Below are 19,740 nucleotides of genomic sequence, written 5' to 3'. Positions count from 1 at the left end.
AGGAGAAGAACAATGGCAATTGTTAAATGTAAACCGACATCTCCGGGTCGTCGCCACGTAGTTAAAGTGGTGAACCCAGAGCTGCACAAGGGCAAACCATTTGCTCCGCTGGTGGAAAAAAACAGCAAATCCGGTGGCCGTAACAACAATGGCCGCATCACCACGCGTCACATTGGTGGTGGTCATAAGCAGGCTTACCGTATCGTTGACTTTAAACGCAACAAAGACGGTATCCCGGCAGTTGTTGAACGTCTTGAGTACGATCCGAACCGTTCCGCGAACATCGCGCTGGTTCTGTACAAAGATGGCGAACGCCGTTATATCCTGGCCCCTAAAGGCCTGAAAGCTGGCGACCAGATTCAGTCTGGCGTTGATGCTGCGATCAAAGCAGGTAACACCCTGCCGATGCGTAACATCCCAGTTGGTTCCACTGTTCATAACGTAGAAATGAAACCAGGCAAGGGCGGTCAGATTGCTCGTTCTGCTGGTGCTTACGTGCAGATCGTTGCGCGTGAAGGTTCCTACGTAACCCTGCGTCTGCGTTCAGGTGAAATGCGTAAAGTCGAATCTGACTGCCGCGCTACTCTGGGCGAAGTCGGTAACGCTGAGCATATGCTGCGCGTTCTGGGTAAAGCAGGTGCTGCCCGCTGGCGTGGTGTTCGTCCGACCGTTCGTGGTACTGCGATGAACCCAGTTGATCACCCGCACGGTGGTGGTGAAGGTCGTAACTTTGGTAAGCACCCGGTAACTCCGTGGGGCGTTCAGACCAAAGGTAAGAAGACCCGTAGCAACAAGCGTACTGATAAATTTATCGTACGTCGCCGTAGCAAATAATATTAGAGGATAAGCCATGCCACGTTCTCTCAAGAAAGGTCCATTTATTGACCTGCACTTGCTGAAGAAGGTAGAGAAAGCGGTGGAAAGCGGTGACAAGAAGCCCCTGCGCACTTGGTCCCGTCGTTCAACGATCTTTCCAAATATGATCGGTTTGACCATCGCTGTCCATAATGGTCGTCAGCACGTACCTGTCTTTGTTTCCGACGAAATGGTTGGTCACAAACTGGGTGAATTCGCGCCGACTCGTACTTATCGCGGTCACGCGGCTGATAAAAAAGCCAAGAAACGCTAAGGCAGGAGGAAGAGATGGAAACTATTGCTCAACATCGCCACGCTCGTTCTTCTGCTCAAAAGGTTCGCCTGGTGGCTGACCTGATTCGCGGTAAGAAAGTGTCGCAGGCTCTGGACATCCTGACCTACACCAATAAAAAAGCGGCTGTACTGGTCAAGAAAGTTCTGGAATCTGCCATTGCTAACGCAGAACACAACGATGGCGCTGATATCGACGATCTGAAAGTCGCGAAAATTTTCGTCGACGAAGGCCCAAGCATGAAGCGCATTATGCCGCGTGCGAAAGGTCGTGCAGATCGCATCCTGAAGCGCACCAGCCACATTACTGTGGTTGTGTCCGATCGCTGAGACTCTGGAGACTAGCAATGGGTCAGAAAGTACATCCTAATGGTATTCGACTGGGTATTGTTAAACCCTGGAACTCTACCTGGTTCGCTAATACCAAAGAATTCGCTGACAACCTGGACAGCGATTTTAAAGTGCGTCAGTTCCTGACTAAAGAACTGGCTAAAGCGTCTGTTTCGCGCATCGTTATCGAACGTCCGGCTAAAAGCATCCGTGTGACCATTCACACCGCTCGCCCGGGCATCGTTATCGGTAAAAAAGGCGAAGACGTAGAAAAACTGCGTAACGTCGTAGCGAATATCGCTGGCGTACCGGCGCAGATCAATATCGCCGAAGTCCGTAAACCGGAACTGGACGCGAAATTGGTTGCTGACAGCATCACTTCTCAGCTGGAGCGTCGCGTGATGTTCCGTCGTGCGATGAAGCGTGCTGTACAGAACGCAATGCGTCTGGGCGCTAAAGGTATTAAAGTTGAAGTTAGTGGCCGTCTGGGCGGCGCAGAAATCGCACGTACCGAATGGTACCGCGAAGGTCGCGTACCGCTGCACACCCTGCGTGCTGACATCGACTACAACACCTCAGAAGCGCACACCACTTATGGTGTAATCGGCGTTAAGGTATGGATCTTCAAAGGTGAGATCCTGGGTGGTATGGCTGCTGTTGAACAACCGGAAAAACCGGCTGCTCAACCGAAAAAGCAGCAGCGTAAAGGCCGTAAGTAAGGAGAGTCGCTGATGTTACAACCAAAGCGTACAAAATTCCGTAAGGTGCATAAAGGCCGCAACCGTGGTCTGGCTGCCGGTACGGATGTGAGCTTCGGTACTTTCGGTCTGAAAGCTGTTGGCCGTGGTCGTCTGACTGCTCGTCAGATCGAAGCAGCACGTCGTGCTATGACCCGTGCAGTTAAGCGTCAAGGTAAGATCTGGATCCGTGTATTCCCGGACAAACCGATCACCGAGAAGCCGCTGGAAGTGCGTATGGGTAAAGGTAAAGGTAACGTGGAGTATTGGGTTGCCTTGATCCAGCCGGGTAAAGTCCTGTATGAAATGGACGGCGTACCGGAGGAGCTGGCCCGTGAAGCATTCAAGCTGGCAGCAGCAAAACTGCCTATCAAAACCACCTTTGTTACTAAGACGGTGATGTAATGAAAGCAAAAGAGCTGCGTGAAAAAAGCGTTGAAGAGCTGAACACTGAGCTGCTTAACCTGCTGCGCGAGCAGTTCAACCTGCGCATGCAGGCAGCATCTGGCCAGCTGCAGCAGAGTCATCTGCTGAAGAATGTGCGCCGTGATGTTGCACGCGTTAAAACTTTACTGACTGAGAAGGCGGGTGCGTAATGACCGATAAAATTCGTACTCTGCAAGGTCGTGTTGTTAGTGACAAAATGCAGAAATCTGCAGTTGTTGCTATCGAGCGTTTCGTGAAGCACCCGATCTACGGTAAATTCATTAAGCGTACGACTAAGCTGCACATCCATGACGAGAACAACGAATGCGGTATCGGCGACGTGGTAGAAATCCGCGAATGCCGCCCGCTGTCCAAGACTAAGTCCTGGACTCTGGTTCGCGTTATTGAGAAAGCGGTTCTGTAATAGAATCTCCTTTCTTATTGAAACCCTCTGCCTCTGGCAGAGGGTTTTTTTTTGCCTGCGATTGTGTATCTGTCCGCTGCCCACGACCTAATGATCTTAATTAGCAAGGTTGTACTTGCCGTTTAACATGGCGAAGTTAACGCTGTGGTTAACATTTAGCGTTTACTCAGTGCCTTAATCCCCTTATCAAGCCCCGCGTTGAAGAATAACCAGCAATAAGATGAAGAAGTGTGCAGATTACGATTGCTACATAGTGAACAATTCCTTAGAATGTCGCGTTCCTTAATTTACAGGTTCAAATATCGGCTCGACATGAGCCGTTTATTTTTTCTACCCATCTGCGGGGACCGGTGTTATAATGCCGCGCCCTCAATTATGGGGCTTTCTAACGACCCTCTGTTTGGGTCCCGAAGTAGTAGTTGACATTAGCGGAGCACTAAAATGATCCAAGAACAGACTATGCTGAACGTCGCCGACAACTCCGGTGCACGTCGCGTAATGTGTATCAAGGTTCTGGGTGGCTCGCACCGTCGCTACGCAGGCGTAGGCGACATCATCAAAGTTACCATCAAGGAAGCAATTCCGCGTGGTAAAGTGAAAAAAGGTGATGTGCTTAAGGCGGTAGTGGTGCGCACCAGGAAGGGTGTTCGTCGCCCTGACGGTTCTGTCATTCGCTTCGATGGTAATGCATGCGTTATTCTGAACAATAACAGCGAGCAGCCTATCGGAACGCGTATTTTTGGGCCGGTAACTCGTGAACTTCGTAATGAAAAGTTCATGAAAATTATCTCCCTGGCACCAGAAGTACTCTAAGGAGCGAGCAATGGCAGCGAAAATCCGTCGTAATGACGAAGTTATCGTGCTGACCGGTAAAGATAAAGGTAAGCGCGGTAAAGTAAAAAATGTCCTGTCTTCTGGCAAGGTCATTGTTGAAGGTATCAACCTGGTGAAGAAACATCAGAAGCCGGTTCCGGCTCTGAACCAACCGGGCGGCATCGTTGAAAAAGAAGCTGCAATTCAGGTTTCTAACGTTGCTATCTTCAATGCGGCTACCGGCAAGGCTGACCGTGTAGGCTTTAGATTCGAAGACGGCAAAAAAGTCCGTTTCTTCAAGTCTAACAGCGAAACTATCAAGTAATTTGGAGTAGTACGATGGCGAAACTGCATGATTACTACAAAGACGAAGTAGTTAAAAAACTCATGACTGAGTTTGGCTACAATTCTGTCATGCAAGTCCCTCGGGTCGAGAAGATCACCCTGAACATGGGTGTTGGTGAAGCGATCGCTGACAAAAAGCTGCTGGATAACGCAGTAGCTGACCTGGCAGCAATCTCCGGTCAAAAACCGCTGGTCACCAAAGCACGCAAATCAGTTGCAGGCTTCAAAATCCGTCAGGGCTATCCGATCGGCTGTAAAGTAACTCTGCGTGGCGAACGCATGTGGGAGTTCTTTGAGCGTCTGGTCACTATTGCTGTACCGCGTATTCGTGACTTTCGTGGCCTGTCTGCGAAGTCTTTCGATGGTCGTGGTAACTATAGCATGGGCGTCCGTGAGCAGATCATCTTCCCAGAAATCGACTATGACAAAGTCGATCGCGTTCGTGGTTTGGATATTACCATTACCACTACTGCGAAATCTGATGATGAAGGCCGTGCTCTGCTGGCTGCTTTTGACTTCCCGTTCCGCAAGTAAGGTAGGGTTACTTAATGGCTAAGCAATCAATGAAAGCACGCGAAGTCAAGCGTGAGAAATTAGCAGACAAATTCTTCGCAAAACGCGTTGAACTGAAAGCGATCATTTCTGATGTGAACGCCTCCGACGAAGATCGTTGGAATGCTGTTCTCAAGCTGCAGAGTCTGCCGCGTGATTCCAGCCCGTCTCGTCAGCGTAACCGCTGCCGTCAAACAGGTCGTCCGCATGGTTTCCTGCGGAAGTTCGGGTTGAGCCGTATCAAGGTCCGTGAAGCCGCTATGCGCGGTGAAATCCCGGGTCTGAAAAAGGCTAGCTGGTAATTGTCACCAATTGAATCACGGGAGTAAAGACAGATGAGCATGCAAGATCCGATCGCGGATATGCTGACCCGTATCCGTAACGGTCAGGCCGCGAACAAAGTTGCGGTCACCATGCCTTCCTCCAAGCTGAAAGTGGCAATCGCCAACGTGCTGAAGGAAGAAGGTTATATTGAAGATTTCAAAATCGAAGGCGACATCAAGCCGGAACTGGAACTGACTCTTAAGTATTTCCAGGGTAAAGCTGTGGTAGAAAGCATTCAACGTGTTAGCCGTCCTGGCCTGCGCATCTATAAGAAAAAAGATGAGCTGCCGAAGGTAATGGCTGGACTGGGTATTGCTGTTGTTTCTACCTCTAAAGGTGTTATGACTGATCGTGCAGCGCGCCAGGCTGGTCTTGGTGGCGAAATTATCTGCTACGTAGCTTAACGGAGGAAAAAATGTCTCGTGTTGCTAAAGCACCTGTCGTTGTTCCTGCCGGCGTAGAGGTAAAACTCAACGGTCAGGAAATTTCGATCAAAGGTAAAAACGGCGAGCTGACTCGTACTATCAATAATGCTGTTGAAATTAAGCATGCTGACAACGCTCTGACTTTCGCTCCGCGCGAAGGCTTCGTTGATGGCTGGGCGCAGGCGGGTACTGCCCGTGCGCTGCTGAACGCAATGGTTATCGGTGTTACCGAAGGCTTCACTAAGAAGCTGCAGCTGGTTGGTGTAGGTTATCGTGCAGCCGTTAAAGGCGATGTCGTGAATCTGTCACTGGGTTTTTCTCACCCGGTTGAACACGCTCTGCCTGCGGGAATCACTGCAGAATGTCCGTCTCAGACTGAAATCGTACTGAAAGGTGCTGATAAACAGCTGATCGGCCAGGTTGCGGCTGACTTGCGCGCCTACCGTCGTCCTGAGCCTTACAAAGGCAAGGGTGTTCGTTACGCCGACGAAGTCGTGCGTACCAAAGAGGCTAAGAAGAAGTAAGGTAACACTATGGATAAGAAATCTGCTCGTATCCGTCGTGCGACCCGCGCACGTCGCAAGATCAAAGAGCTGGGTGCTACTCGCCTGGTGGTACATCGTACCCCGCGTCATATTTACGCACAGGTCATCGCCCCGAACGGCTCTGAAGTTCTGGTTGCTGCTTCTACTGTAGAAAAAGCTATCTCTGAACAACTGAAGTACACCGGCAACAAAGACGCTGCGTCTGCTGTAGGTAAAGCTATCGCTGAGCGCGCGCTGGAAAAAGGCATCAAAGACGTTGCTTTCGACCGTTCCGGTTTCCAATATCATGGTCGCGTCCAGGCACTGGCAGAAGCTGCCCGTGAAGCTGGCCTTCAGTTCTAAGGTAGAGGTCTAAGATGGCACACATCGAGAAACAAGCTGGCGAACTGCAGGAAAAACTGATCGCGGTAAACCGTGTATCTAAAACTGTTAAAGGTGGCCGTATTTTCTCCTTCACCGCACTGACTGTAGTGGGTGATGGTAACGGTCGCGTAGGTTTTGGTTACGGTAAAGCGCGTGAAGTACCGGCAGCGATCCAGAAAGCGATGGAAAAAGCCCGTCGCAACATGATTAACGTCGCGCTGACTAACGGCACCCTGCAGCACCCGGTTAAAGGTGCACACACAGGTTCCCGTGTGTTCATGCAACCGGCTTCTGAAGGTACCGGTATTATTGCCGGTGGTGCAATGCGCGCCGTCCTGGAAGTCGCTGGAGTTCATAACGTTCTGGCTAAAACCTATGGTTCCACCAACCCGATTAACGTGGTTCGTGCAACTATTGATGGCCTGGAAAATATGAAATCTCCGGAAATGGTCGCTGCCAAGCGTGGTAAATCCGTTGAAGACATTCTGGGGTAATTGACCATGGCAAAGACGATCAAAATTACACAAACCCGTAGTGCAATCGGCCGTTTGCCTAAGCATAAGGCAACGCTGCTTGGCCTGGGTCTGCGTCGCATTGGTCATACCGTTGAGCGTGAAGACACGCCTGCTGTACGCGGTATGGTTAACGCTATTTCCTATATGGTTAAAGTGGAGGAGTAACAGATGCGTTTGAATACTCTGTCTCCCGCCGAAGGCTCAAAACAGGCGGGTAAACGCCTGGGTCGTGGTATCGGTTCTGGTCTCGGTAAAACCGGCGGCCGTGGTCACAAAGGTCAGAACTCTCGTTCTGGCGGTGGCGTACGTCGTGGTTTCGAAGGCGGCCAGATGCCGCTGTACCGTCGTCTGCCGAAATTCGGCTTCACTTCTCGTAAAGCAATGGTAACAGCGGAAGTTCGTCTGTCCGAGCTGGCGAAAGTGGAAGGCGGTATCGTTGACCTGAATACGCTGAAAGCAGCAAACATCATCGGTACTCAGATCGAATTCGCGAAAGTGATTCTGTCTGGCGAAGTTTCTGCACCGGTTACGGTTCGCGGTCTGCGTGTCACTAAAGGCGCTCGTGCTGCAATCGAAGCTGCTGGCGGTACAATTGAGGAATAAGTAGCAGATGGCTAAGCAACCAGGATTAGATTTTCAAAGTGCCAAGGGCGGTTTCGGCGAACTGAAACGCAGACTTTTGTTTGTCATCGGTGCGCTGATTGTATTCCGCATTGGCTCTTTTATTCCGATCCCTGGTATCGATGCCACTGTACTTGCCAAACTGCTTGAACAACAGCGTGGCACCATCATTGAAATGTTTAACATGTTCTCTGGTGGTGCATTAAGCCGTGCTTCTATCTTTGCTCTGGGTATTATGCCGTATATTTCGGCATCAATTATTATCCAGCTGTTAACGGTGGTTCATCCCGCCCTGGCAGAAATAAAGAAAGAAGGGGAGGCTGGCCGTCGTAAGATTAGTCAGTACACCCGTTACGGTACTCTGGTGTTGGCTATATTCCAGTCGATCGGTATTGCTACCGGTTTACCGAATATGCCTGGAATGCAGGGCCTGGTAATCAATCCAGGCTTTGCTTTCTACTTCACCGCTGTTGTGAGTCTGGTTACAGGGACGATGTTCCTGATGTGGCTGGGCGAGCAGATTACTGAACGAGGTATTGGTAACGGTATCTCGATCATAATCTTTGCTGGTATTGTTGCGGGGCTTCCGCCGGCCATTGGCCATACCATCGAGCAAGCGCGGCAAGGCGACCTGCACTTCCTTCTGTTGCTGTTGGTTGCAGTTCTCGTATTTGCAGTGACCTTCTTCGTTGTTTTCGTTGAGCGTGGTCAACGCCGCATTGTGGTGAACTATGCGAAACGTCAGCAAGGCCGTCGTGTCTATGCTGCACAGAGTACACATTTACCATTGAAAGTGAATATGGCAGGGGTTATCCCGGCAATTTTCGCCTCAAGCATTATTCTGTTTCCAGCTACCATTGCTTCATGGTTTGGTGGCGGTACAGGGTGGAACTGGCTGACAACTATTTCGATGTATTTGCAGCCAGGACAGCCGCTTTATGTGCTACTCTATGCGACTGCAATCATCTTCTTCTGTTTCTTCTATACGGCGTTGGTTTTCAATCCGCGAGAAACAGCAGATAACCTGAAGAAGTCTGGTGCATTTGTACCAGGAATTCGTCCGGGAGAGCAAACGGCGAAGTACATCGATAAAGTGATGACGCGTCTGACGCTAGTTGGTGCGCTCTACATTACTTTCATCTGCCTGATCCCGGAGTTCATGCGTGATGCGATGAAAGTACCGTTCTACTTCGGTGGAACCTCACTGCTTATCGTCGTTGTGGTCATCATGGACTTTATGGCTCAAGTGCAAACTCTGATGATGTCCAGTCAGTACGAGTCTGCATTGAAGAAAGCAAACCTGAAAGGCTATAGCCGCTAATCAGGCGCTTGAGAAGTTACGGAGAGTAAAAATGAAAGTTCGTGCTTCCGTCAAGAAATTATGTCGTAACTGCAAAATCATTCGTCGCGACGGCGTCGTTCGTGTGATTTGCAGTGCCGAGCCTAAGCATAAACAGCGCCAGGGCTGATTTTCTCGCATATTTTTCTTGCAAAGTTGGGTTGAGCTGGCTAGATTAGCCAGCCAATCTTTTGTATGTCTGTACGTTTCCATTTGAGTATCCTGAAAACGGGCTTTTCAGCATGGTGCGTACATATTAAATAGTAGGAGTGCATAGTGGCCCGTATAGCAGGCATTAACATTCCTGATCAGAAACATGCCGTAATCGCATTAACTTCGATCTACGGTGTCGGCAAAACTCGCTCCAAGGCCATCTGTGCTGCTGCGGGTATCGCTGAAGATGTTAAGATCAGTGAGCTGTCTGAAGAACAAATCGACACGCTGCGTGACGAAGTTGCCAAATTTGTCGTTGAAGGTGATCTGCGCCGTGAAGTGAGCATGAGCATCAAGCGTCTGATGGACCTTGGTTGCTATCGCGGTTTGCGTCATCGTCGTGGTCTGCCAGTGCGCGGTCAGCGTACCAAGACCAACGCCCGTACCCGTAAGGGTCCGCGCAAACCGATCAAGAAATAATCGGGGTGATTGAATAATGGCAAAGGCACCAGTTCGTGCACGTAAGCGTGTAAGAAAACAAGTCTCAGATGGCGTGGCTCATGTCCATGCTTCTTTTAACAACACCATCGTTACCATTACTGACCGTCAGGGTAACGCACTGGGTTGGGCAACTGCCGGTGGTTCCGGTTTCCGTGGTTCTCGTAAATCTACGCCGTTCGCTGCACAGGTTGCTGCTGAGCGTTGCGCAGAGGCCGTGAAAGATTACGGTATCAAGAATCTGGAAGTTATGGTTAAGGGTCCGGGTCCGGGTCGCGAATCTACCATTCGTGCTCTGAACGCCGCAGGTTTCCGCATCACTAATATTACTGATGTGACTCCGATCCCTCACAACGGTTGTCGTCCGCCGAAAAAACGTCGCGTATAACGCCCGTTTTTAGGATAGTTGGAGAAAGAAAATGGCAAGATATTTGGGTCCTAAGCTCAAGCTGAGCCGTCGTGAGGGCACAGACTTATTCCTGAAGTCTGGCGTTCGCGCGATTGATTCCAAGTGTAAGATTGAACAAGCCCCTGGCCAGCACGGTGCGCGTAAACCGCGTCTGTCTGACTACGGCGGTCAGTTACGTGAAAAGCAGAAAGTTCGTCGTATCTACGGCGTGCTTGAGCGTCAGTTCCGTAACTATTACAAAGAAGCAGCGCGTCTGAAAGGCAACACCGGTGAAAACCTGTTACAACTGCTGGAAGGTCGTCTGGACAACGTAGTTTATCGTATGGGCTTTGGTGCCACTCGTGCAGAAGCACGTCAGCTGGTTAGCCATAAATCCATCATGGTAAATGGTCGCGTTGTTAACATCGCTTCTTATCAGGTATCTCCGAATGACGTAGTCAGCATCCGCGAGAAAGCCAAAAAGCAGTCTCGCGTGAAAGCCGCTCTGGAGCTGGCTGAGCAGCGTGAAAAGCCAACCTGGCTGGAAGTTGATGCAACTAAGATGGAAGGTGTGTTCAAACGTATTCCTGAACGTACTGATCTGTCTGCGGACATTAACGAACACCTGATCGTCGAGCTTTACTCCAAGTAAAGCTTAGTACCAAAGAGAGGACACAATGCAGGGTTCTGTGACAGAGTTTCTAAAACCGCGCCTGGTAGATATCGAGCAACTGAGTTCGACGCACGCCAAGGTGACCCTTGAGCCTTTAGAGCGTGGCTTTGGCCATACTCTTGGTAACGCACTGCGCCGTATTCTGCTGTCATCCATGCCGGGTTGCGCGGTGACCGAGGTTGAGATTGATGGTGTACTTCATGAGTACAGCACAAAAGAGGGCGTACAGGAAGATATCCTGGAAATCCTGCTTAACCTGAAAGGGCTGGCGGTAAGAGTTCAGGGTAAAGATGAAGTCATCCTTACGCTGAATAAATCTGGCATTGGCCCTGTGACTGCAGCCGACATTACCCATGATGGTGATGTCGAAATCGTCAAGCCGCAGCACGTGATCTGCCATCTGACCGATGAAAACGCATCTATTAATATGCGTATCAAAGTTCAGCGTGGCCGTGGTTATGTGCCGGCTTCTGCCCGAATTCATTCGGAAGAAGATGAGCGCCCAATCGGTCGTCTGTTAGTCGACGCTTGCTATAGCCCTGTAGACCGTATCGCCTACAATGTTGAAGCTGCGCGCGTGGAACAGCGTACCGACCTGGATAAGCTGGTCATCGAAATGGAAACCAACGGCACAATCGATCCTGAAGAGGCGATTCGTCGTGCGGCTACCATTCTGGCTGAACAACTGGAAGCTTTCGTTGACCTGCGTGATGTGCGTCAGCCGGAAGTTAAAGAAGAGAAACCAGAATTCGATCCGATCCTGCTGCGCCCTGTTGACGATCTGGAATTGACTGTCCGCTCTGCTAACTGCCTTAAGGCAGAAGCTATCCACTACATCGGTGATCTGGTACAGCGTACCGAGGTTGAGCTACTTAAAACGCCTAACCTTGGTAAAAAATCTCTTACTGAGATTAAAGACGTGCTGGCTTCGCGTGGTCTGTCTCTGGGCATGCGCCTGGAAAACTGGCCGCCGGCAAGCATTGCTGATGAATAACCAGATCGCAGGTTAAGGTTTTACTGAGAAGGATAAGGTCATGCGCCATCGTAAGAGTGGTCGTCAACTGAACCGCAACAGCAGCCATCGTCAGGCTATGTTCCGCAACATGGCCGGCTCTTTGGTTCGTCATGAGATCATCAAGACGACCCTGCCGAAAGCGAAAGAGCTGCGTCGCGTAGTTGAGCCGCTGATTACTCTTGCCAAGACCGACAGCGTAGCTAATCGTCGTCTGGCATTCGCCCGCACTCGTGATAACGAGATCGTGGCAAAACTGTTTAACGAGCTGGGCCCGCGTTTCGCGAGCCGTGCCGGTGGTTACACTCGCATTCTGAAGTGTGGCTTCCGCGCTGGTGACAACGCTCCGATGGCTTACATCGAGCTGGTTGATCGTCCAGAAGCTCAAGCAGAAGCTGCAGCAGAGTAATCTGCTGTATGTTAAAGAAACCGGGCCTGGTGCCCGGTTTTTTTATATTCTCATTTTATCTCTGCTTTACCTCCCACTCATCTGCGCTATCCTGAAGCTCTGATATTTTCCGGAGCATGACATGTGGCTAATCGATCAACTGGCTGAACAACATATTCGCGAAGCACAGCAGAGGGGCGAGCTTCAAGGTTTGCCTGGAGAAGGTGCTCCACTCATACTGGATGATGACAGTCATGTTCCACCAGAGCTTCGTGCTGGCTACCGCATGTTAAAGAATGCCGGTTATTTACCGCCGGAACTGGAAATACGGCGTGAAGCGCTGGAACTCAATGACTTATTGAAACAGCTTGATCCCGACGAGATAGCCCAAAGTGACCATCTAAAACGCCTGCGCCTGCTTGAAATAAAACTGTTGCAGGCAGGTTTGAACACCGATTTTCTTTCCGGGGAGTATCGTAATGCGATTGCCCAACGTTTTGCAGGAGAGTAAATATGTACCGTATCGGTGAGCTTGCCCGGTTGGCTGCCGTCACGCCAGATACCATTCGTTATTATGAAAAAGAGAATATGATGGATGCGCCAGCCCGCTCGGCTGGGGGATTCCGGTTATATAACGATGATGACCTGCGGCGTCTTAAATTCATCCGGCACGCTAAGCAGCTAGGGTTAACGTTAGATGCGATCCGGGATTTACTCTCGATCCGTATCGATCCGGCACACCATACCTGTCAGGAGTCTAAAAATATCGTACAGGCTCGCCTGCATGAAGTTGAAATTCGTATTGCGGAACTACAGATGATGCAACGTTCCCTGCAATGTTTAAGTGATGCCTGCTGCGGTTCGGCACATACCAGCCTTGACTGTTCTATCCTGGAAAGCCTGGAACGGGGAACGGTAAAAAAAGGTGAGCTGAACCCTGGCAAACATTGATTTCAGCAAAAATTAGATCTATATACATATCCGACTTTCATCAAAGGAGACGTTATGTCTGGTTATCAGCATAAAAAAGGTAAAATCAAAAACAATGCCATAGAGGCTTTACTGCATGACCCTCTGTTCAAAACGCGGGTCGAGGTGAATGTAAAAGGTAAAGGCAGCTATCGGCGTAAAGCAAAACACAATAAAGCAGGCTGGGAGGCCAGTGGTAAAGCAGACTTTACCACTGGCCTTTTAGTTGGCGAGAATGCATCTGGCGCGATACTGCCGGCGAAGACTTATGCATTTATTCAGCATAGCGCCGGGATTTAGCCTTTATTATTCTGTTCTTTCATTAAATCACGGATTTCAGTCAACAACGTTGCTTCTGCGCTGGGTTTAGCGACCGGCTTTTCTACTTCCTTTTTCTTGTGCAGTTTATTCATCAATTTGATAGCAATGAAAATCGCAAACGCGATGATGATGAAATCAAAAATATTCTGCAAAAAGATGCCGTACTCCATCACGACCGGTGGCGTTTCTCCCTGAGCTGGCTTTAATATCCATTTGAATTGTTTAAAATCTACCCCACCGATCAGCAATCCCAGTGGCGGCATAATAATGTTTGCAACCAGAGATGAAACAATCTTGCCAAAGGCAGCACCGATAACCACACCAACGGCCAGATCGACAACGTTGCCACGCATTGCAAAATCACGAAATTCTTTTAAAAAACTCATAAACAGCTCCTTTCCATTGCCAAACCATAAAGTCTAACAAACGAATCAGTGTTTGCCATCGGCAATTAACGCAGCGGGAGCAGAGCAGAACGTATCAGCAGCTTCCTTGCTGCTGATGGTTTACAGGAAAAACGGGCTGGGCTGGAAAAGACGTTCCACATCAGGCACAAACTTTTTGTCCGTCAGGAACATAATGACATGATCGCCTTGCTCAATACGGAGATTATTATTTGCGATCATAATGTCGTCACCGCGTACAACGGCACCGATAATGGTACCCGGAGGCAGTTTGATATCTTCAACCAGACGGCCAACAACGCGGGATGTTGTTTCGTCTCCGTGTGCAATCGCTTCGATAGCTTCAGCAACACCGCGGCGTAGCGATGACACACTAACAATATCGGCTTTACGAACATGACTAAGCAGGGCTGAGATAGTTGCCTGCTGTGGGGAGATGGCGATATCAATTACGCTGCCCTGGACTAAATCGACATAGGCGCGCCGTTGAATAAGCACCATAACCTTTTTGGCACCCATTTTTTTAGCCAGCATCGCAGACATGATATTTGCTTCATCGTCGTTAGTAACGGCGATAAAAAGATCCACCTGATCGATATGCTCTTCTGCTAACAGCTCTTGATCTGAAGCATCACCATAAAAAACGATCGTATCCTGCAACAGCTCTGCCAGCTCGGCAGCACGCTGCTGATTACGTTCAATCAGTTTCACGCTGTAGTTTTTTTCCAGCCGCAGCGCCAGGCCGTAACCGATATTGCCTCCGCCAACGAGCATTATTCTTTTATAGGGCTTTTCCAGCCGTTGCATTTCGCTCATCACTGCGCGGATATGCTGGCTGGCAGCGATAAAAAAGACTTCATCGCCAGCTTCGACAATGGTTGAACCCTGCGGACGGATAGGGCGATCCTGACGAAATATGGCTGCAACACGCGTATCGATATGGGGCATATGTTCACGCATTATCGATAACGGGTTACCAATCAGCGGCCCGCCATAATAGGCTTTCACCACAGCCAGGCTCACTTTACCTTCAGCAAAATTCACCACCTGTAACGCGCCGGGATACTGGATCAAACGATAAATATTATCTATTACCAGCTGCTCGGGTGAAATCAGGTGATCGATAGGCACCGCTTCCGGTATAAATAACTTCTCTGCATCGCGGATATAGTCGGCAGCACGAATGCGCGCAATTCGGTTTGGCGTATTAAACAGCGTATAAGCGACCTGGCAGGCAACCATATTCGTTTCATCAGAGCTGGTGACCGCAACCAGCATATCGGCATCCTGCGCACCCGCTTCACGTAATACCCTCGGGTGGGAACCGTGTCCCTGAACCACGCGTAAATCGAACTTATCCTGTAGCTGACGCAGACGTGTGGCGTCTTTATCCACCACGGTAATATCGTTATTTTCGCCCACCAGGTTTTCTGCCAGCGTGCCGCCTACCTGGCCTGCTCCGAGAATGATTATTTTCATCGTTGTTTCAACTTATAGGTTGTCGCAGCGCATACTACGTTATCTTTTTATTAGCTTAGCGTAAAAGAATCCATCGCCATCCTGTGGATGCGGGAAACACTGCAGGCCGATGGTTGAATCATCACTAAGTGGAATATGTTCAGCATCCTGATGACGCTCCAGGAAGCTTGCAATCTGCAAATGATTCTCTTCCGGCAGGATGGAGCAGGTGGCATAAACCAGCGTGCCGCCAGCTTTCAGATGAGGCCAGATGGCATCCAGGATTTCGCGCTGCAGCGCGGCCAGTTCGGATATATCACGGTCGCGCCGTAACCATTTAATATCAGGATGACGACGAATGACGCCGGTTGCAGAGCAGGGAGCATCCAGCAAAATGCGGTCAAACTGCGTATCGTTGCACCATTGATCCGGGAAGCGCCCATCGCCCTGTTTTACTTCTGCCTGCATATTCAGCCGCTTAAGATTTTCATAAACACGCTGCAATCGCTGCGCATCGATGTCTACAGCCATAACGTGCGCATCCGGCGCTGCTTCAAGAATATGGGTAGTCTTGCCGCCGGGCGCAGCGCACAAATCAAGGATACGCTCTCCATTTTGTGGCGCAAGCCAGGTAACGCAGCCCTGAGCTGAAGCATCCTGTACCGTGACCCAACCCCGCTCAAAACCGGGTAGCTGACCTACCGATGTAGGGGCCTCTAACATTAAAGCATCGGGATAAACGGGATGAGGTGTCGCATTGTTGCCGCTTTCCTGCAGCAATGCCAGCCACTGTTCACGGCTATGATGCTGACGATTAACGCGCAGCCACATTGGAGGACGCTGATTATTCGCCTCCACAATTTGTTGCCATTGCTCTGGCCATGCCAGTTGCAGACGTTTTAACAGCCAGGCCGGATGTAAAAAGCGCTGTGGAGATTGCTCAAGCTGCGTCATCAAATCGGGCTGCTGGCGCTGAAACTCACGCAAAACGCCATTTATCAGGCCTTTCATCTGGGGCCGTTTCAATACGGTGGCGCCTTCAACCGTTTCAGCCAGCGCGGCGTGAGCCGGGATACGCGTATAAAGCAGCTGATACAGGCCGACCATAATCAGGAAATGCAGGGAGCGCTGTTTACCGGTTAACGGGCGAGACATAAGCTGCTTAATCGCTGCTTCAAGAAGCGGTAGCGTGCGCAATACGCCGAAACAGAGTTCCTGTAACAACGCACTATCTTTATCGGAGAGATTTTTCTGCGCCACCGGCAGCAGGTTGCTCAGTGATTGTCCCTGTTCTACCACGCGCTCAAGTGTTTGGGCCGCAAGACTGCGGAGATTAACCGTTTTTTTCATATTTGGATCATCAATAAACAGGCCCGGAGTGATTACCGGGCTGTGAATCAGGCGAGGCGCGTTCCTGGCGTAAACCACTCGCGGCGTGAGTTCAGGATATCCTGGGCCGACATGGCTTTTTTACCTGCAGGCTGCAGGATTTGGATATTTAAGATGCCTTCAGCGGTGGCAACCTGAATGCCATTTTTATCAGCCTGTACAATTTCGCCTGGCTGATAACCCGCCTGATGCGGCAGTACGCTGGCCTGCCATACCTTCACCGGCTGCTCTTCAATGTAAAAATAGCTAACAGGCCAGGGATTAAACGCGCGGATACAGCGTTCAAGCTGAGCGGCTGAAAGAGACCAGTCGAGCTGAGCTTCTTCTTTACTGAGCTTCTCTGCGTAAGTGGCAAGAGCCTCATCCTGCGGTTGTGGCTGCGCGCTACCCTGACTTAAATGCGTCAGCGTTTCCAGTAATCCTTGCGGGCCTAATTCCGCCAGCCGGCTATACAGCGTTGCGCTGGTATCCGCAGCGGTGATAGGGCATGCCAGTTTCAGCAGCATAGCACCGGTATCCAGGCCAATATCCATTTGCATAATGGTGACGCCGGTCTCGCTGTCGCCAGCCCAAAGCGAACGCTGAATGGGCGCCGCGCCGCGCCAGCGAGGAAGCAGAGAACCATGAACATTAATACAGCCGAGGCGTGGCATATCCAGTACCGCCTGCGGCAGGATCAAGCCATAGGCGACCACCACCATCACATCCGCCTGCAAATCGGCCACAAGCTGCTGACTTTCTGCCGGGCGGAGCGATTTCGGCTGGAATACCGGAAGATGATGTTGCTGAGCCAGGAGCTTAACCGGGCTGGGCGTGAGTTTATTACCGCGTCCGGCAGGGCGATCGGGTTGGGTAAAAACACCCACTACCTGATGCTCAGACGTAAGCAACGCGGCAAGATGACGCGCTGCAAAGTCAGGGGTGCCGGCAAAAATTATTTTTAGTGATTCGGACACGCTATTCCTTACTGTCAGGAGGCTCGGGTATTAAGGCGAGCCAGCTTTTCCAGTTTTTGGCGAATACGCTGGCGTTTTAACGGGGAGAGATAATCGATAAACAGCTTCCCGACCAGGTGATCCATTTCATGCTGAATGCAAATTGCCAACAGGCCATCCGCTTCCAGTTCAAATGTGTTGCCTTCACGATCCAGCGCGCGAATTTTTACCCGCTCTGAACGAGGAACCAGCGCACGCTGTTCAGGAATAGAAAGGCAGCCTTCCTCAATGCCTGTTTCACCACTTTCTTCCAGCAGTTCAGGGTTAATCAGCACCAGACGCTCATCACGATTTTCGGAGACGTCAATAACAATAATACGCTGGTGGATGTCTACCTGCGTAGCTGCCAGGCCAATACCTTCCTCAGCGTACATCGTCTCGAACATATCATCGACAATGCGCTGGATTTCCGCATCCACTTTTGCGACCGGTTTCGCGACAATGCGCAGACGATCGTCGGGATAATGTAATACTTGTAAAACTGACATAACTTTCCAGATCTGTATTCAGAGAAGTAACCATCGTTACCTCTTATTGTAGACATTTCACTCCTTGATTGACAGCATTGCGCACCAGGGAAAGCGGCTACTGGCGCACATTGACAGGGAATACGAAATGACTTCAGAAGAAGTGTGGTTACGCCTGATGAACGTAAAAGGGCTGTGCGGCGAAAAAATGCTAAGAGCCGCAAAATTGTTAAGTCACGGCGGCCATAACGAACCGCAAAATTATATCGCAGCAGGCTTCGACGCCATACAGATTGAGGCGTTTCAGTCAGTGCCCGAACCCGTTCTCGAACAGGCAGTGCGTTGGCTTGAACAGCCGGATCATCATCTCATTACGGCTGAGGATGCCTTGTTCCCGCCCCTGTTAAAAAACGTTGCGCGCTATCCCGCAGTCTTAATGCTGCGCGGCGATCCGCATCTCCTTGCTACACCACAGCTGGCAGTAGTGGGTAGCCGCAACGCTTCACATTATGGTCGGCAATGGGGGGATTATTTTACTCAAATCCTGGCCGCAAGCGGGCTGACCATCACCAGCGGTCTGGCACGCGGAATTGATGCCGTAGCCCATCGCGCCGCCTTAACGGTAAAAGGCAAAACGGTCGCTGTGCTGGGAAGCGGACTGGAACAACTGTATCCGGCTAATCATCAACGACTCGCGGATGAGATTGTTATGGCTGGTGGCGCGCTGGTGTCCGAGTTTCCGCTGAATACCCTACCGCATGCGTATAACTTTCCACGTCGTAACCGTATCATCAGCGGCCTTAGCCTGGGCGTTCTGGTGGTTGAGGCTTCACTTAAGAGTGGCTCGTTGGTTACGGCACGCTATGCGCTGGAGCAAAACAGGGAGGTTTATGCCTTGCCAGGCCCCCTGGGAAGTGACGTTAGCGCGGGAGGGCACTGGCTTATTCAGCAGGGTGCGTTATTAGTGGCCCATCCCAATAATATTCTTGAACAGATCAACAGTGAGCTACAGTGGCTACCGCTTTCCGCGCAGAATACAATTAATTCTTCAGACAATGCTGATGGTCCATTGCCATTTGCCGAGGTGTTGGCTAACGTAGGAGATGAGGTTACACCTGTTGACGTCGTCGCTGAACGTGCCGGCCAACCTGTGCCAGCCATCATAGCTAAACTGCTTGAGCTGGAGTTAGCAGGATGGATCGCAGCTGTACCCGGCGGCTATGTCCGATTGAGGAGGGCATGCCATGTTCGACGTACTAATGTACTTGTTTGAAACTTATATCCACAGCGAAGCAGAGATGCGCGTTGACCAGGATAAACTGACTGATGATCTGGCTGATGCTGGTTTTCATCGTGACGATATCAATAATGCGTTGAACTGGTTGGAAAAATTAGCAGACTATCAGGACGGGCTTGTCGCTCCGATACTGCTTACCACCGATCCGCTCTCAATGCGTATCTATACAGAGGAAGAGAGTCAGCGCCTTGATGCCAGCTGCCGCGGCTTCATTCTGTTTCTGGAGCAGATTCAGGTTTTGAACCTGGAGACGCGTGAGATGGTTATCGAACGGGTTATGGCCCTGGATACGTTTGAATTTGATCTGGATGATCTTAAATGGGTGGTGCTGATGGTGCTGTTCAACATTCCAGGATGTGAAAATGCTTATCAGCAAATGGAAGAGTTACTTTTCGACGTCAATGAAGGAATGCTGCACTGAGT

The 19,740-nt window shown here is 50.4% G+C and carries 34 protein-coding genes; 29 read left to right on the top strand and 5 right to left on the bottom strand.

Annotation, left to right across the window (positions count from 1 at the left end):
* Positions 1-12: 12 nt before the first annotated feature.
* The 27 genes from rplB to B1H58_RS05485 all read left to right on the top strand — a co-directional run bounded on the left by rplB (position 13) and on the right by B1H58_RS05485 (position 13,286).
* On the top strand, positions 13-834 hold the full coding sequence (gene rplB, locus B1H58_RS05615; RefSeq protein WP_085068470.1) for a 50S ribosomal protein L2: 822 nt from the start codon (positions 13-15) through the stop codon (positions 832-834).
* Between the two features lie 16 nt (positions 835-850).
* The gene (gene rpsS / locus B1H58_RS05610) at positions 851-1,129 is read left to right on the top strand and encodes a 30S ribosomal protein S19 (protein WP_004929772.1); all 279 of its coding nucleotides are present in this window, start codon (positions 851-853) and stop codon (positions 1,127-1,129) included.
* 14 nt (positions 1,130-1,143) lie between these two features.
* Positions 1,144-1,476 carry a 50S ribosomal protein L22 gene (gene rplV / locus B1H58_RS05605; protein WP_007891659.1) on the top strand — a complete coding sequence of 111 codons (333 nt, stop codon included), beginning with the start codon at positions 1,144-1,146 and terminating at the stop codon, positions 1,474-1,476.
* A gap of 17 nt (positions 1,477-1,493) precedes the next feature.
* Entirely contained in the window at positions 1,494-2,195 is a 702-nt protein-coding gene (gene rpsC / locus B1H58_RS05600) for a 30S ribosomal protein S3 (RefSeq protein WP_085068468.1), read from the top strand.
* Positions 2,196-2,207: 12 nt separating this feature from the next.
* Entirely contained in the window at positions 2,208-2,618 is a 411-nt protein-coding gene (rplP, locus tag B1H58_RS05595; protein ID WP_008927134.1) for a 50S ribosomal protein L16, read from the top strand.
* Complete coding sequence (gene rpmC / locus B1H58_RS05590) at positions 2,618-2,809, top strand: 50S ribosomal protein L29 (RefSeq protein ID WP_085068466.1); 192 nt, start codon at positions 2,618-2,620, stop codon at positions 2,807-2,809. Before rplP ends, rpmC begins: the two co-directional genes overlap by 1 nt.
* Positions 2,809-3,063 (top strand): 30S ribosomal protein S17, encoded by a 255-nt coding sequence (gene rpsQ / locus B1H58_RS05585; protein ID WP_003850147.1) that lies wholly within the window; start codon positions 2,809-2,811, stop codon positions 3,061-3,063. The genes rpmC and rpsQ overlap by 1 nt, the downstream gene beginning before the upstream one ends.
* Positions 3,064-3,504: 441 nt before the next feature.
* On the top strand, positions 3,505-3,876 hold the full coding sequence (gene rplN, locus B1H58_RS05580) for a 50S ribosomal protein L14 (RefSeq protein ID WP_038629760.1): 372 nt from the start codon (positions 3,505-3,507) through the stop codon (positions 3,874-3,876).
* 10 nt (positions 3,877-3,886) lie between these two features.
* Positions 3,887-4,201 carry a 50S ribosomal protein L24 gene (gene rplX, locus B1H58_RS05575; protein WP_038629761.1) on the top strand — a complete coding sequence of 105 codons (315 nt, stop codon included), beginning with the start codon at positions 3,887-3,889 and terminating at the stop codon, positions 4,199-4,201.
* A gap of 14 nt (positions 4,202-4,215) precedes the next feature.
* The gene (gene rplE, locus B1H58_RS05570; protein WP_038629762.1) at positions 4,216-4,755 is read left to right on the top strand and encodes a 50S ribosomal protein L5; all 540 of its coding nucleotides are present in this window, start codon (positions 4,216-4,218) and stop codon (positions 4,753-4,755) included.
* Between the two features lie 14 nt (positions 4,756-4,769).
* The gene (rpsN, locus tag B1H58_RS05565) at positions 4,770-5,075 is read left to right on the top strand and encodes a 30S ribosomal protein S14 (RefSeq protein ID WP_085068464.1); all 306 of its coding nucleotides are present in this window, start codon (positions 4,770-4,772) and stop codon (positions 5,073-5,075) included.
* Between the two features lie 33 nt (positions 5,076-5,108).
* The gene (rpsH, locus tag B1H58_RS05560; protein ID WP_017374146.1) at positions 5,109-5,501 is read left to right on the top strand and encodes a 30S ribosomal protein S8; all 393 of its coding nucleotides are present in this window, start codon (positions 5,109-5,111) and stop codon (positions 5,499-5,501) included.
* An 11-nt stretch (positions 5,502-5,512) separates the two neighbouring features.
* Positions 5,513-6,046: a 50S ribosomal protein L6 gene (gene rplF / locus B1H58_RS05555; RefSeq protein ID WP_085068462.1), complete on the top strand. Its 534-nt coding sequence runs from the start codon at positions 5,513-5,515 to the stop codon at positions 6,044-6,046.
* A gap of 9 nt (positions 6,047-6,055) precedes the next feature.
* Complete coding sequence (gene rplR, locus B1H58_RS05550) at positions 6,056-6,409, top strand: 50S ribosomal protein L18 (protein ID WP_038629765.1); 354 nt, start codon at positions 6,056-6,058, stop codon at positions 6,407-6,409.
* A gap of 14 nt (positions 6,410-6,423) precedes the next feature.
* Entirely contained in the window at positions 6,424-6,924 is a 501-nt protein-coding gene (gene rpsE, locus B1H58_RS05545) for a 30S ribosomal protein S5 (RefSeq protein ID WP_085068460.1), read from the top strand.
* Positions 6,925-6,930: 6 nt separating this feature from the next.
* Complete coding sequence (rpmD, locus tag B1H58_RS05540; protein WP_002438695.1) at positions 6,931-7,110, top strand: 50S ribosomal protein L30; 180 nt, start codon at positions 6,931-6,933, stop codon at positions 7,108-7,110.
* Between the two features lie 3 nt (positions 7,111-7,113).
* Positions 7,114-7,548 carry a 50S ribosomal protein L15 gene (gene rplO / locus B1H58_RS05535; protein WP_085068458.1) on the top strand — a complete coding sequence of 145 codons (435 nt, stop codon included), beginning with the start codon at positions 7,114-7,116 and terminating at the stop codon, positions 7,546-7,548.
* A gap of 7 nt (positions 7,549-7,555) precedes the next feature.
* Positions 7,556-8,887, top strand: a complete 1,332-nt coding sequence (secY, locus tag B1H58_RS05530; RefSeq protein ID WP_085068456.1) for a preprotein translocase subunit SecY — start codon at positions 7,556-7,558, stop codon at positions 8,885-8,887.
* Positions 8,888-8,918: 31 nt separating this feature from the next.
* Entirely contained in the window at positions 8,919-9,035 is a 117-nt protein-coding gene (gene rpmJ, locus B1H58_RS05525) for a 50S ribosomal protein L36 (RefSeq protein WP_004160566.1), read from the top strand.
* 146 nt (positions 9,036-9,181) lie between these two features.
* The gene (gene rpsM, locus B1H58_RS05520) at positions 9,182-9,538 is read left to right on the top strand and encodes a 30S ribosomal protein S13 (protein WP_008457189.1); all 357 of its coding nucleotides are present in this window, start codon (positions 9,182-9,184) and stop codon (positions 9,536-9,538) included.
* A 16-nt stretch (positions 9,539-9,554) separates the two neighbouring features.
* Positions 9,555-9,944, top strand: coding sequence for a 30S ribosomal protein S11 (gene rpsK, locus B1H58_RS05515; RefSeq protein ID WP_004160563.1), 390 nt, complete (start codon positions 9,555-9,557; stop codon positions 9,942-9,944).
* 31 nt (positions 9,945-9,975) lie between these two features.
* Positions 9,976-10,596: a 30S ribosomal protein S4 gene (gene rpsD / locus B1H58_RS05510; RefSeq protein WP_085068454.1), complete on the top strand. Its 621-nt coding sequence runs from the start codon at positions 9,976-9,978 to the stop codon at positions 10,594-10,596.
* 25 nt (positions 10,597-10,621) lie between these two features.
* On the top strand, positions 10,622-11,611 hold the full coding sequence (locus tag B1H58_RS05505; RefSeq protein WP_085068452.1) for a DNA-directed RNA polymerase subunit alpha: 990 nt from the start codon (positions 10,622-10,624) through the stop codon (positions 11,609-11,611).
* Positions 11,612-11,651: 40 nt separating this feature from the next.
* Complete coding sequence (gene rplQ / locus B1H58_RS05500) at positions 11,652-12,038, top strand: 50S ribosomal protein L17 (protein WP_003850180.1); 387 nt, start codon at positions 11,652-11,654, stop codon at positions 12,036-12,038.
* Positions 12,039-12,159: 121 nt separating this feature from the next.
* Positions 12,160-12,528 (top strand): DnaJ family domain-containing protein, encoded by a 369-nt coding sequence (locus B1H58_RS05495; protein ID WP_085068450.1) that lies wholly within the window; start codon positions 12,160-12,162, stop codon positions 12,526-12,528.
* 2 nt (positions 12,529-12,530) lie between these two features.
* Positions 12,531-12,968 (top strand): Zn(2+)-responsive transcriptional regulator, encoded by a 438-nt coding sequence (gene zntR, locus B1H58_RS05490; protein ID WP_085068448.1) that lies wholly within the window; start codon positions 12,531-12,533, stop codon positions 12,966-12,968.
* A gap of 54 nt (positions 12,969-13,022) precedes the next feature.
* Positions 13,023-13,286 carry an alternative ribosome-rescue factor A gene (locus tag B1H58_RS05485; protein ID WP_085068446.1) on the top strand — a complete coding sequence of 88 codons (264 nt, stop codon included), beginning with the start codon at positions 13,023-13,025 and terminating at the stop codon, positions 13,284-13,286.
* Here the strand turns inward: B1H58_RS05485 and mscL are convergent.
* The 5 genes from mscL to def form a co-directional block, all read right to left on the bottom strand.
* A complete protein-coding gene (gene mscL, locus B1H58_RS05480) occupies positions 13,283-13,693 on the bottom strand; it encodes a large-conductance mechanosensitive channel protein MscL (protein ID WP_085068444.1) in 411 nt (136 codons plus the stop codon). The genes B1H58_RS05485 and mscL overlap by 4 nt on opposite strands.
* A gap of 120 nt (positions 13,694-13,813) precedes the next feature.
* Positions 13,814-15,190, bottom strand: coding sequence for a Trk system potassium transporter TrkA (trkA, locus tag B1H58_RS05475; protein WP_085068442.1), 1,377 nt, complete (start codon positions 15,188-15,190; stop codon positions 13,814-13,816).
* A gap of 39 nt (positions 15,191-15,229) precedes the next feature.
* A complete protein-coding gene (gene rsmB / locus B1H58_RS05470) occupies positions 15,230-16,519 on the bottom strand; it encodes a 16S rRNA (cytosine(967)-C(5))-methyltransferase RsmB (protein ID WP_085072237.1) in 1,290 nt (429 codons plus the stop codon).
* Positions 16,520-16,566: 47 nt separating this feature from the next.
* Positions 16,567-17,514 carry a methionyl-tRNA formyltransferase gene (gene fmt / locus B1H58_RS05465; protein ID WP_085068441.1) on the bottom strand — a complete coding sequence of 316 codons (948 nt, stop codon included), beginning with the start codon at positions 17,512-17,514 and terminating at the stop codon, positions 16,567-16,569.
* 14 nt (positions 17,515-17,528) lie between these two features.
* Positions 17,529-18,041 (bottom strand): peptide deformylase, encoded by a 513-nt coding sequence (def, locus tag B1H58_RS05460; RefSeq protein WP_085068439.1) that lies wholly within the window; start codon positions 18,039-18,041, stop codon positions 17,529-17,531.
* 127 nt (positions 18,042-18,168) lie between these two features.
* Between def and dprA the strand changes: the two genes are divergently transcribed.
* Positions 18,169-19,293 (top strand): DNA-protecting protein DprA, encoded by a 1,125-nt coding sequence (dprA, locus tag B1H58_RS05455; protein WP_085068437.1) that lies wholly within the window; start codon positions 18,169-18,171, stop codon positions 19,291-19,293.
* Positions 19,265-19,738, top strand: coding sequence for a DUF494 family protein Smg (gene smg / locus B1H58_RS05450; RefSeq protein WP_085068435.1), 474 nt, complete (start codon positions 19,265-19,267; stop codon positions 19,736-19,738). The genes dprA and smg overlap by 29 nt, the downstream gene beginning before the upstream one ends.
* The last annotated feature ends 2 nt before the right edge of the window (positions 19,739-19,740 follow it).

It is taken from the genome of Pantoea alhagi (assembly GCF_002101395.1).
GTDB lineage: Bacteria > Pseudomonadota > Gammaproteobacteria > Enterobacterales > Enterobacteriaceae > Mixta > Mixta alhagi.
This window is presented reverse-complemented; position numbering and strand designations above follow the sequence as displayed.

Bases quoted from the DNA above. Each gene is read 5' to 3' on its own strand.
- secY (WP_085068456.1), top strand. From the start codon at position 7,556: ATGGCTAAGCAACCAGGATTAGATTTTCAAAGTGCCAAGGGCGGTTTC.
- rplB (WP_085068470.1), top strand. From the start codon at position 13: ATGGCAATTGTTAAATGTAAACCGACATCTCCGGGTCGTCGCCACGTA.
- B1H58_RS05505 (WP_085068452.1), top strand. From the start codon at position 10,622: ATGCAGGGTTCTGTGACAGAGTTTCTAAAACCGCGCCTGGTAGATATC.
- rpmC (WP_085068466.1), top strand. From the start codon at position 2,618: ATGAAAGCAAAAGAGCTGCGTGAAAAAAGCGTTGAAGAGCTGAACACT.
- rplP (WP_008927134.1), top strand. From the start codon at position 2,208: ATGTTACAACCAAAGCGTACAAAATTCCGTAAGGTGCATAAAGGCCGC.
- zntR (WP_085068448.1), top strand. From the start codon at position 12,531: ATGTACCGTATCGGTGAGCTTGCCCGGTTGGCTGCCGTCACGCCAGAT.
- rpsQ (WP_003850147.1), top strand. From the start codon at position 2,809: ATGACCGATAAAATTCGTACTCTGCAAGGTCGTGTTGTTAGTGACAAA.
- rpmJ (WP_004160566.1), top strand. From the start codon at position 8,919: ATGAAAGTTCGTGCTTCCGTCAAGAAATTATGTCGTAACTGCAAAATC.
- trkA (WP_085068442.1), bottom strand. From the start codon at position 15,190: ATGAAAATAATCATTCTCGGAGCAGGCCAGGTAGGCGGCACGCTGGCA.
- rsmB (WP_085072237.1), bottom strand. From the start codon at position 16,519: ATGAAAAAAACGGTTAATCTCCGCAGTCTTGCGGCCCAAACACTTGAG.
- rpsH (WP_017374146.1), top strand. From the start codon at position 5,109: ATGAGCATGCAAGATCCGATCGCGGATATGCTGACCCGTATCCGTAAC.
- B1H58_RS05495 (WP_085068450.1), top strand. From the start codon at position 12,160: ATGTGGCTAATCGATCAACTGGCTGAACAACATATTCGCGAAGCACAG.
- rplV (WP_007891659.1), top strand. From the start codon at position 1,144: ATGGAAACTATTGCTCAACATCGCCACGCTCGTTCTTCTGCTCAAAAG.
- smg (WP_085068435.1), top strand. From the start codon at position 19,265: ATGTTCGACGTACTAATGTACTTGTTTGAAACTTATATCCACAGCGAA.
- mscL (WP_085068444.1), bottom strand. From the start codon at position 13,693: ATGAGTTTTTTAAAAGAATTTCGTGATTTTGCAATGCGTGGCAACGTT.
- rpmD (WP_002438695.1), top strand. From the start codon at position 6,931: ATGGCAAAGACGATCAAAATTACACAAACCCGTAGTGCAATCGGCCGT.
- rpsN (WP_085068464.1), top strand. From the start codon at position 4,770: ATGGCTAAGCAATCAATGAAAGCACGCGAAGTCAAGCGTGAGAAATTA.
- rplN (WP_038629760.1), top strand. From the start codon at position 3,505: ATGATCCAAGAACAGACTATGCTGAACGTCGCCGACAACTCCGGTGCA.
- rplE (WP_038629762.1), top strand. From the start codon at position 4,216: ATGGCGAAACTGCATGATTACTACAAAGACGAAGTAGTTAAAAAACTC.
- rpsE (WP_085068460.1), top strand. From the start codon at position 6,424: ATGGCACACATCGAGAAACAAGCTGGCGAACTGCAGGAAAAACTGATC.
- rplR (WP_038629765.1), top strand. From the start codon at position 6,056: ATGGATAAGAAATCTGCTCGTATCCGTCGTGCGACCCGCGCACGTCGC.
- rplQ (WP_003850180.1), top strand. From the start codon at position 11,652: ATGCGCCATCGTAAGAGTGGTCGTCAACTGAACCGCAACAGCAGCCAT.
- dprA (WP_085068437.1), top strand. From the start codon at position 18,169: ATGACTTCAGAAGAAGTGTGGTTACGCCTGATGAACGTAAAAGGGCTG.
- B1H58_RS05485 (WP_085068446.1), top strand. From the start codon at position 13,023: ATGTCTGGTTATCAGCATAAAAAAGGTAAAATCAAAAACAATGCCATA.
- def (WP_085068439.1), bottom strand. From the start codon at position 18,041: ATGTCAGTTTTACAAGTATTACATTATCCCGACGATCGTCTGCGCATT.
- rplF (WP_085068462.1), top strand. From the start codon at position 5,513: ATGTCTCGTGTTGCTAAAGCACCTGTCGTTGTTCCTGCCGGCGTAGAG.
- rpsK (WP_004160563.1), top strand. From the start codon at position 9,555: ATGGCAAAGGCACCAGTTCGTGCACGTAAGCGTGTAAGAAAACAAGTC.
- rpsC (WP_085068468.1), top strand. From the start codon at position 1,494: ATGGGTCAGAAAGTACATCCTAATGGTATTCGACTGGGTATTGTTAAA.
- rpsS (WP_004929772.1), top strand. From the start codon at position 851: ATGCCACGTTCTCTCAAGAAAGGTCCATTTATTGACCTGCACTTGCTG.
- rpsD (WP_085068454.1), top strand. From the start codon at position 9,976: ATGGCAAGATATTTGGGTCCTAAGCTCAAGCTGAGCCGTCGTGAGGGC.
- rplO (WP_085068458.1), top strand. From the start codon at position 7,114: ATGCGTTTGAATACTCTGTCTCCCGCCGAAGGCTCAAAACAGGCGGGT.
- rplX (WP_038629761.1), top strand. From the start codon at position 3,887: ATGGCAGCGAAAATCCGTCGTAATGACGAAGTTATCGTGCTGACCGGT.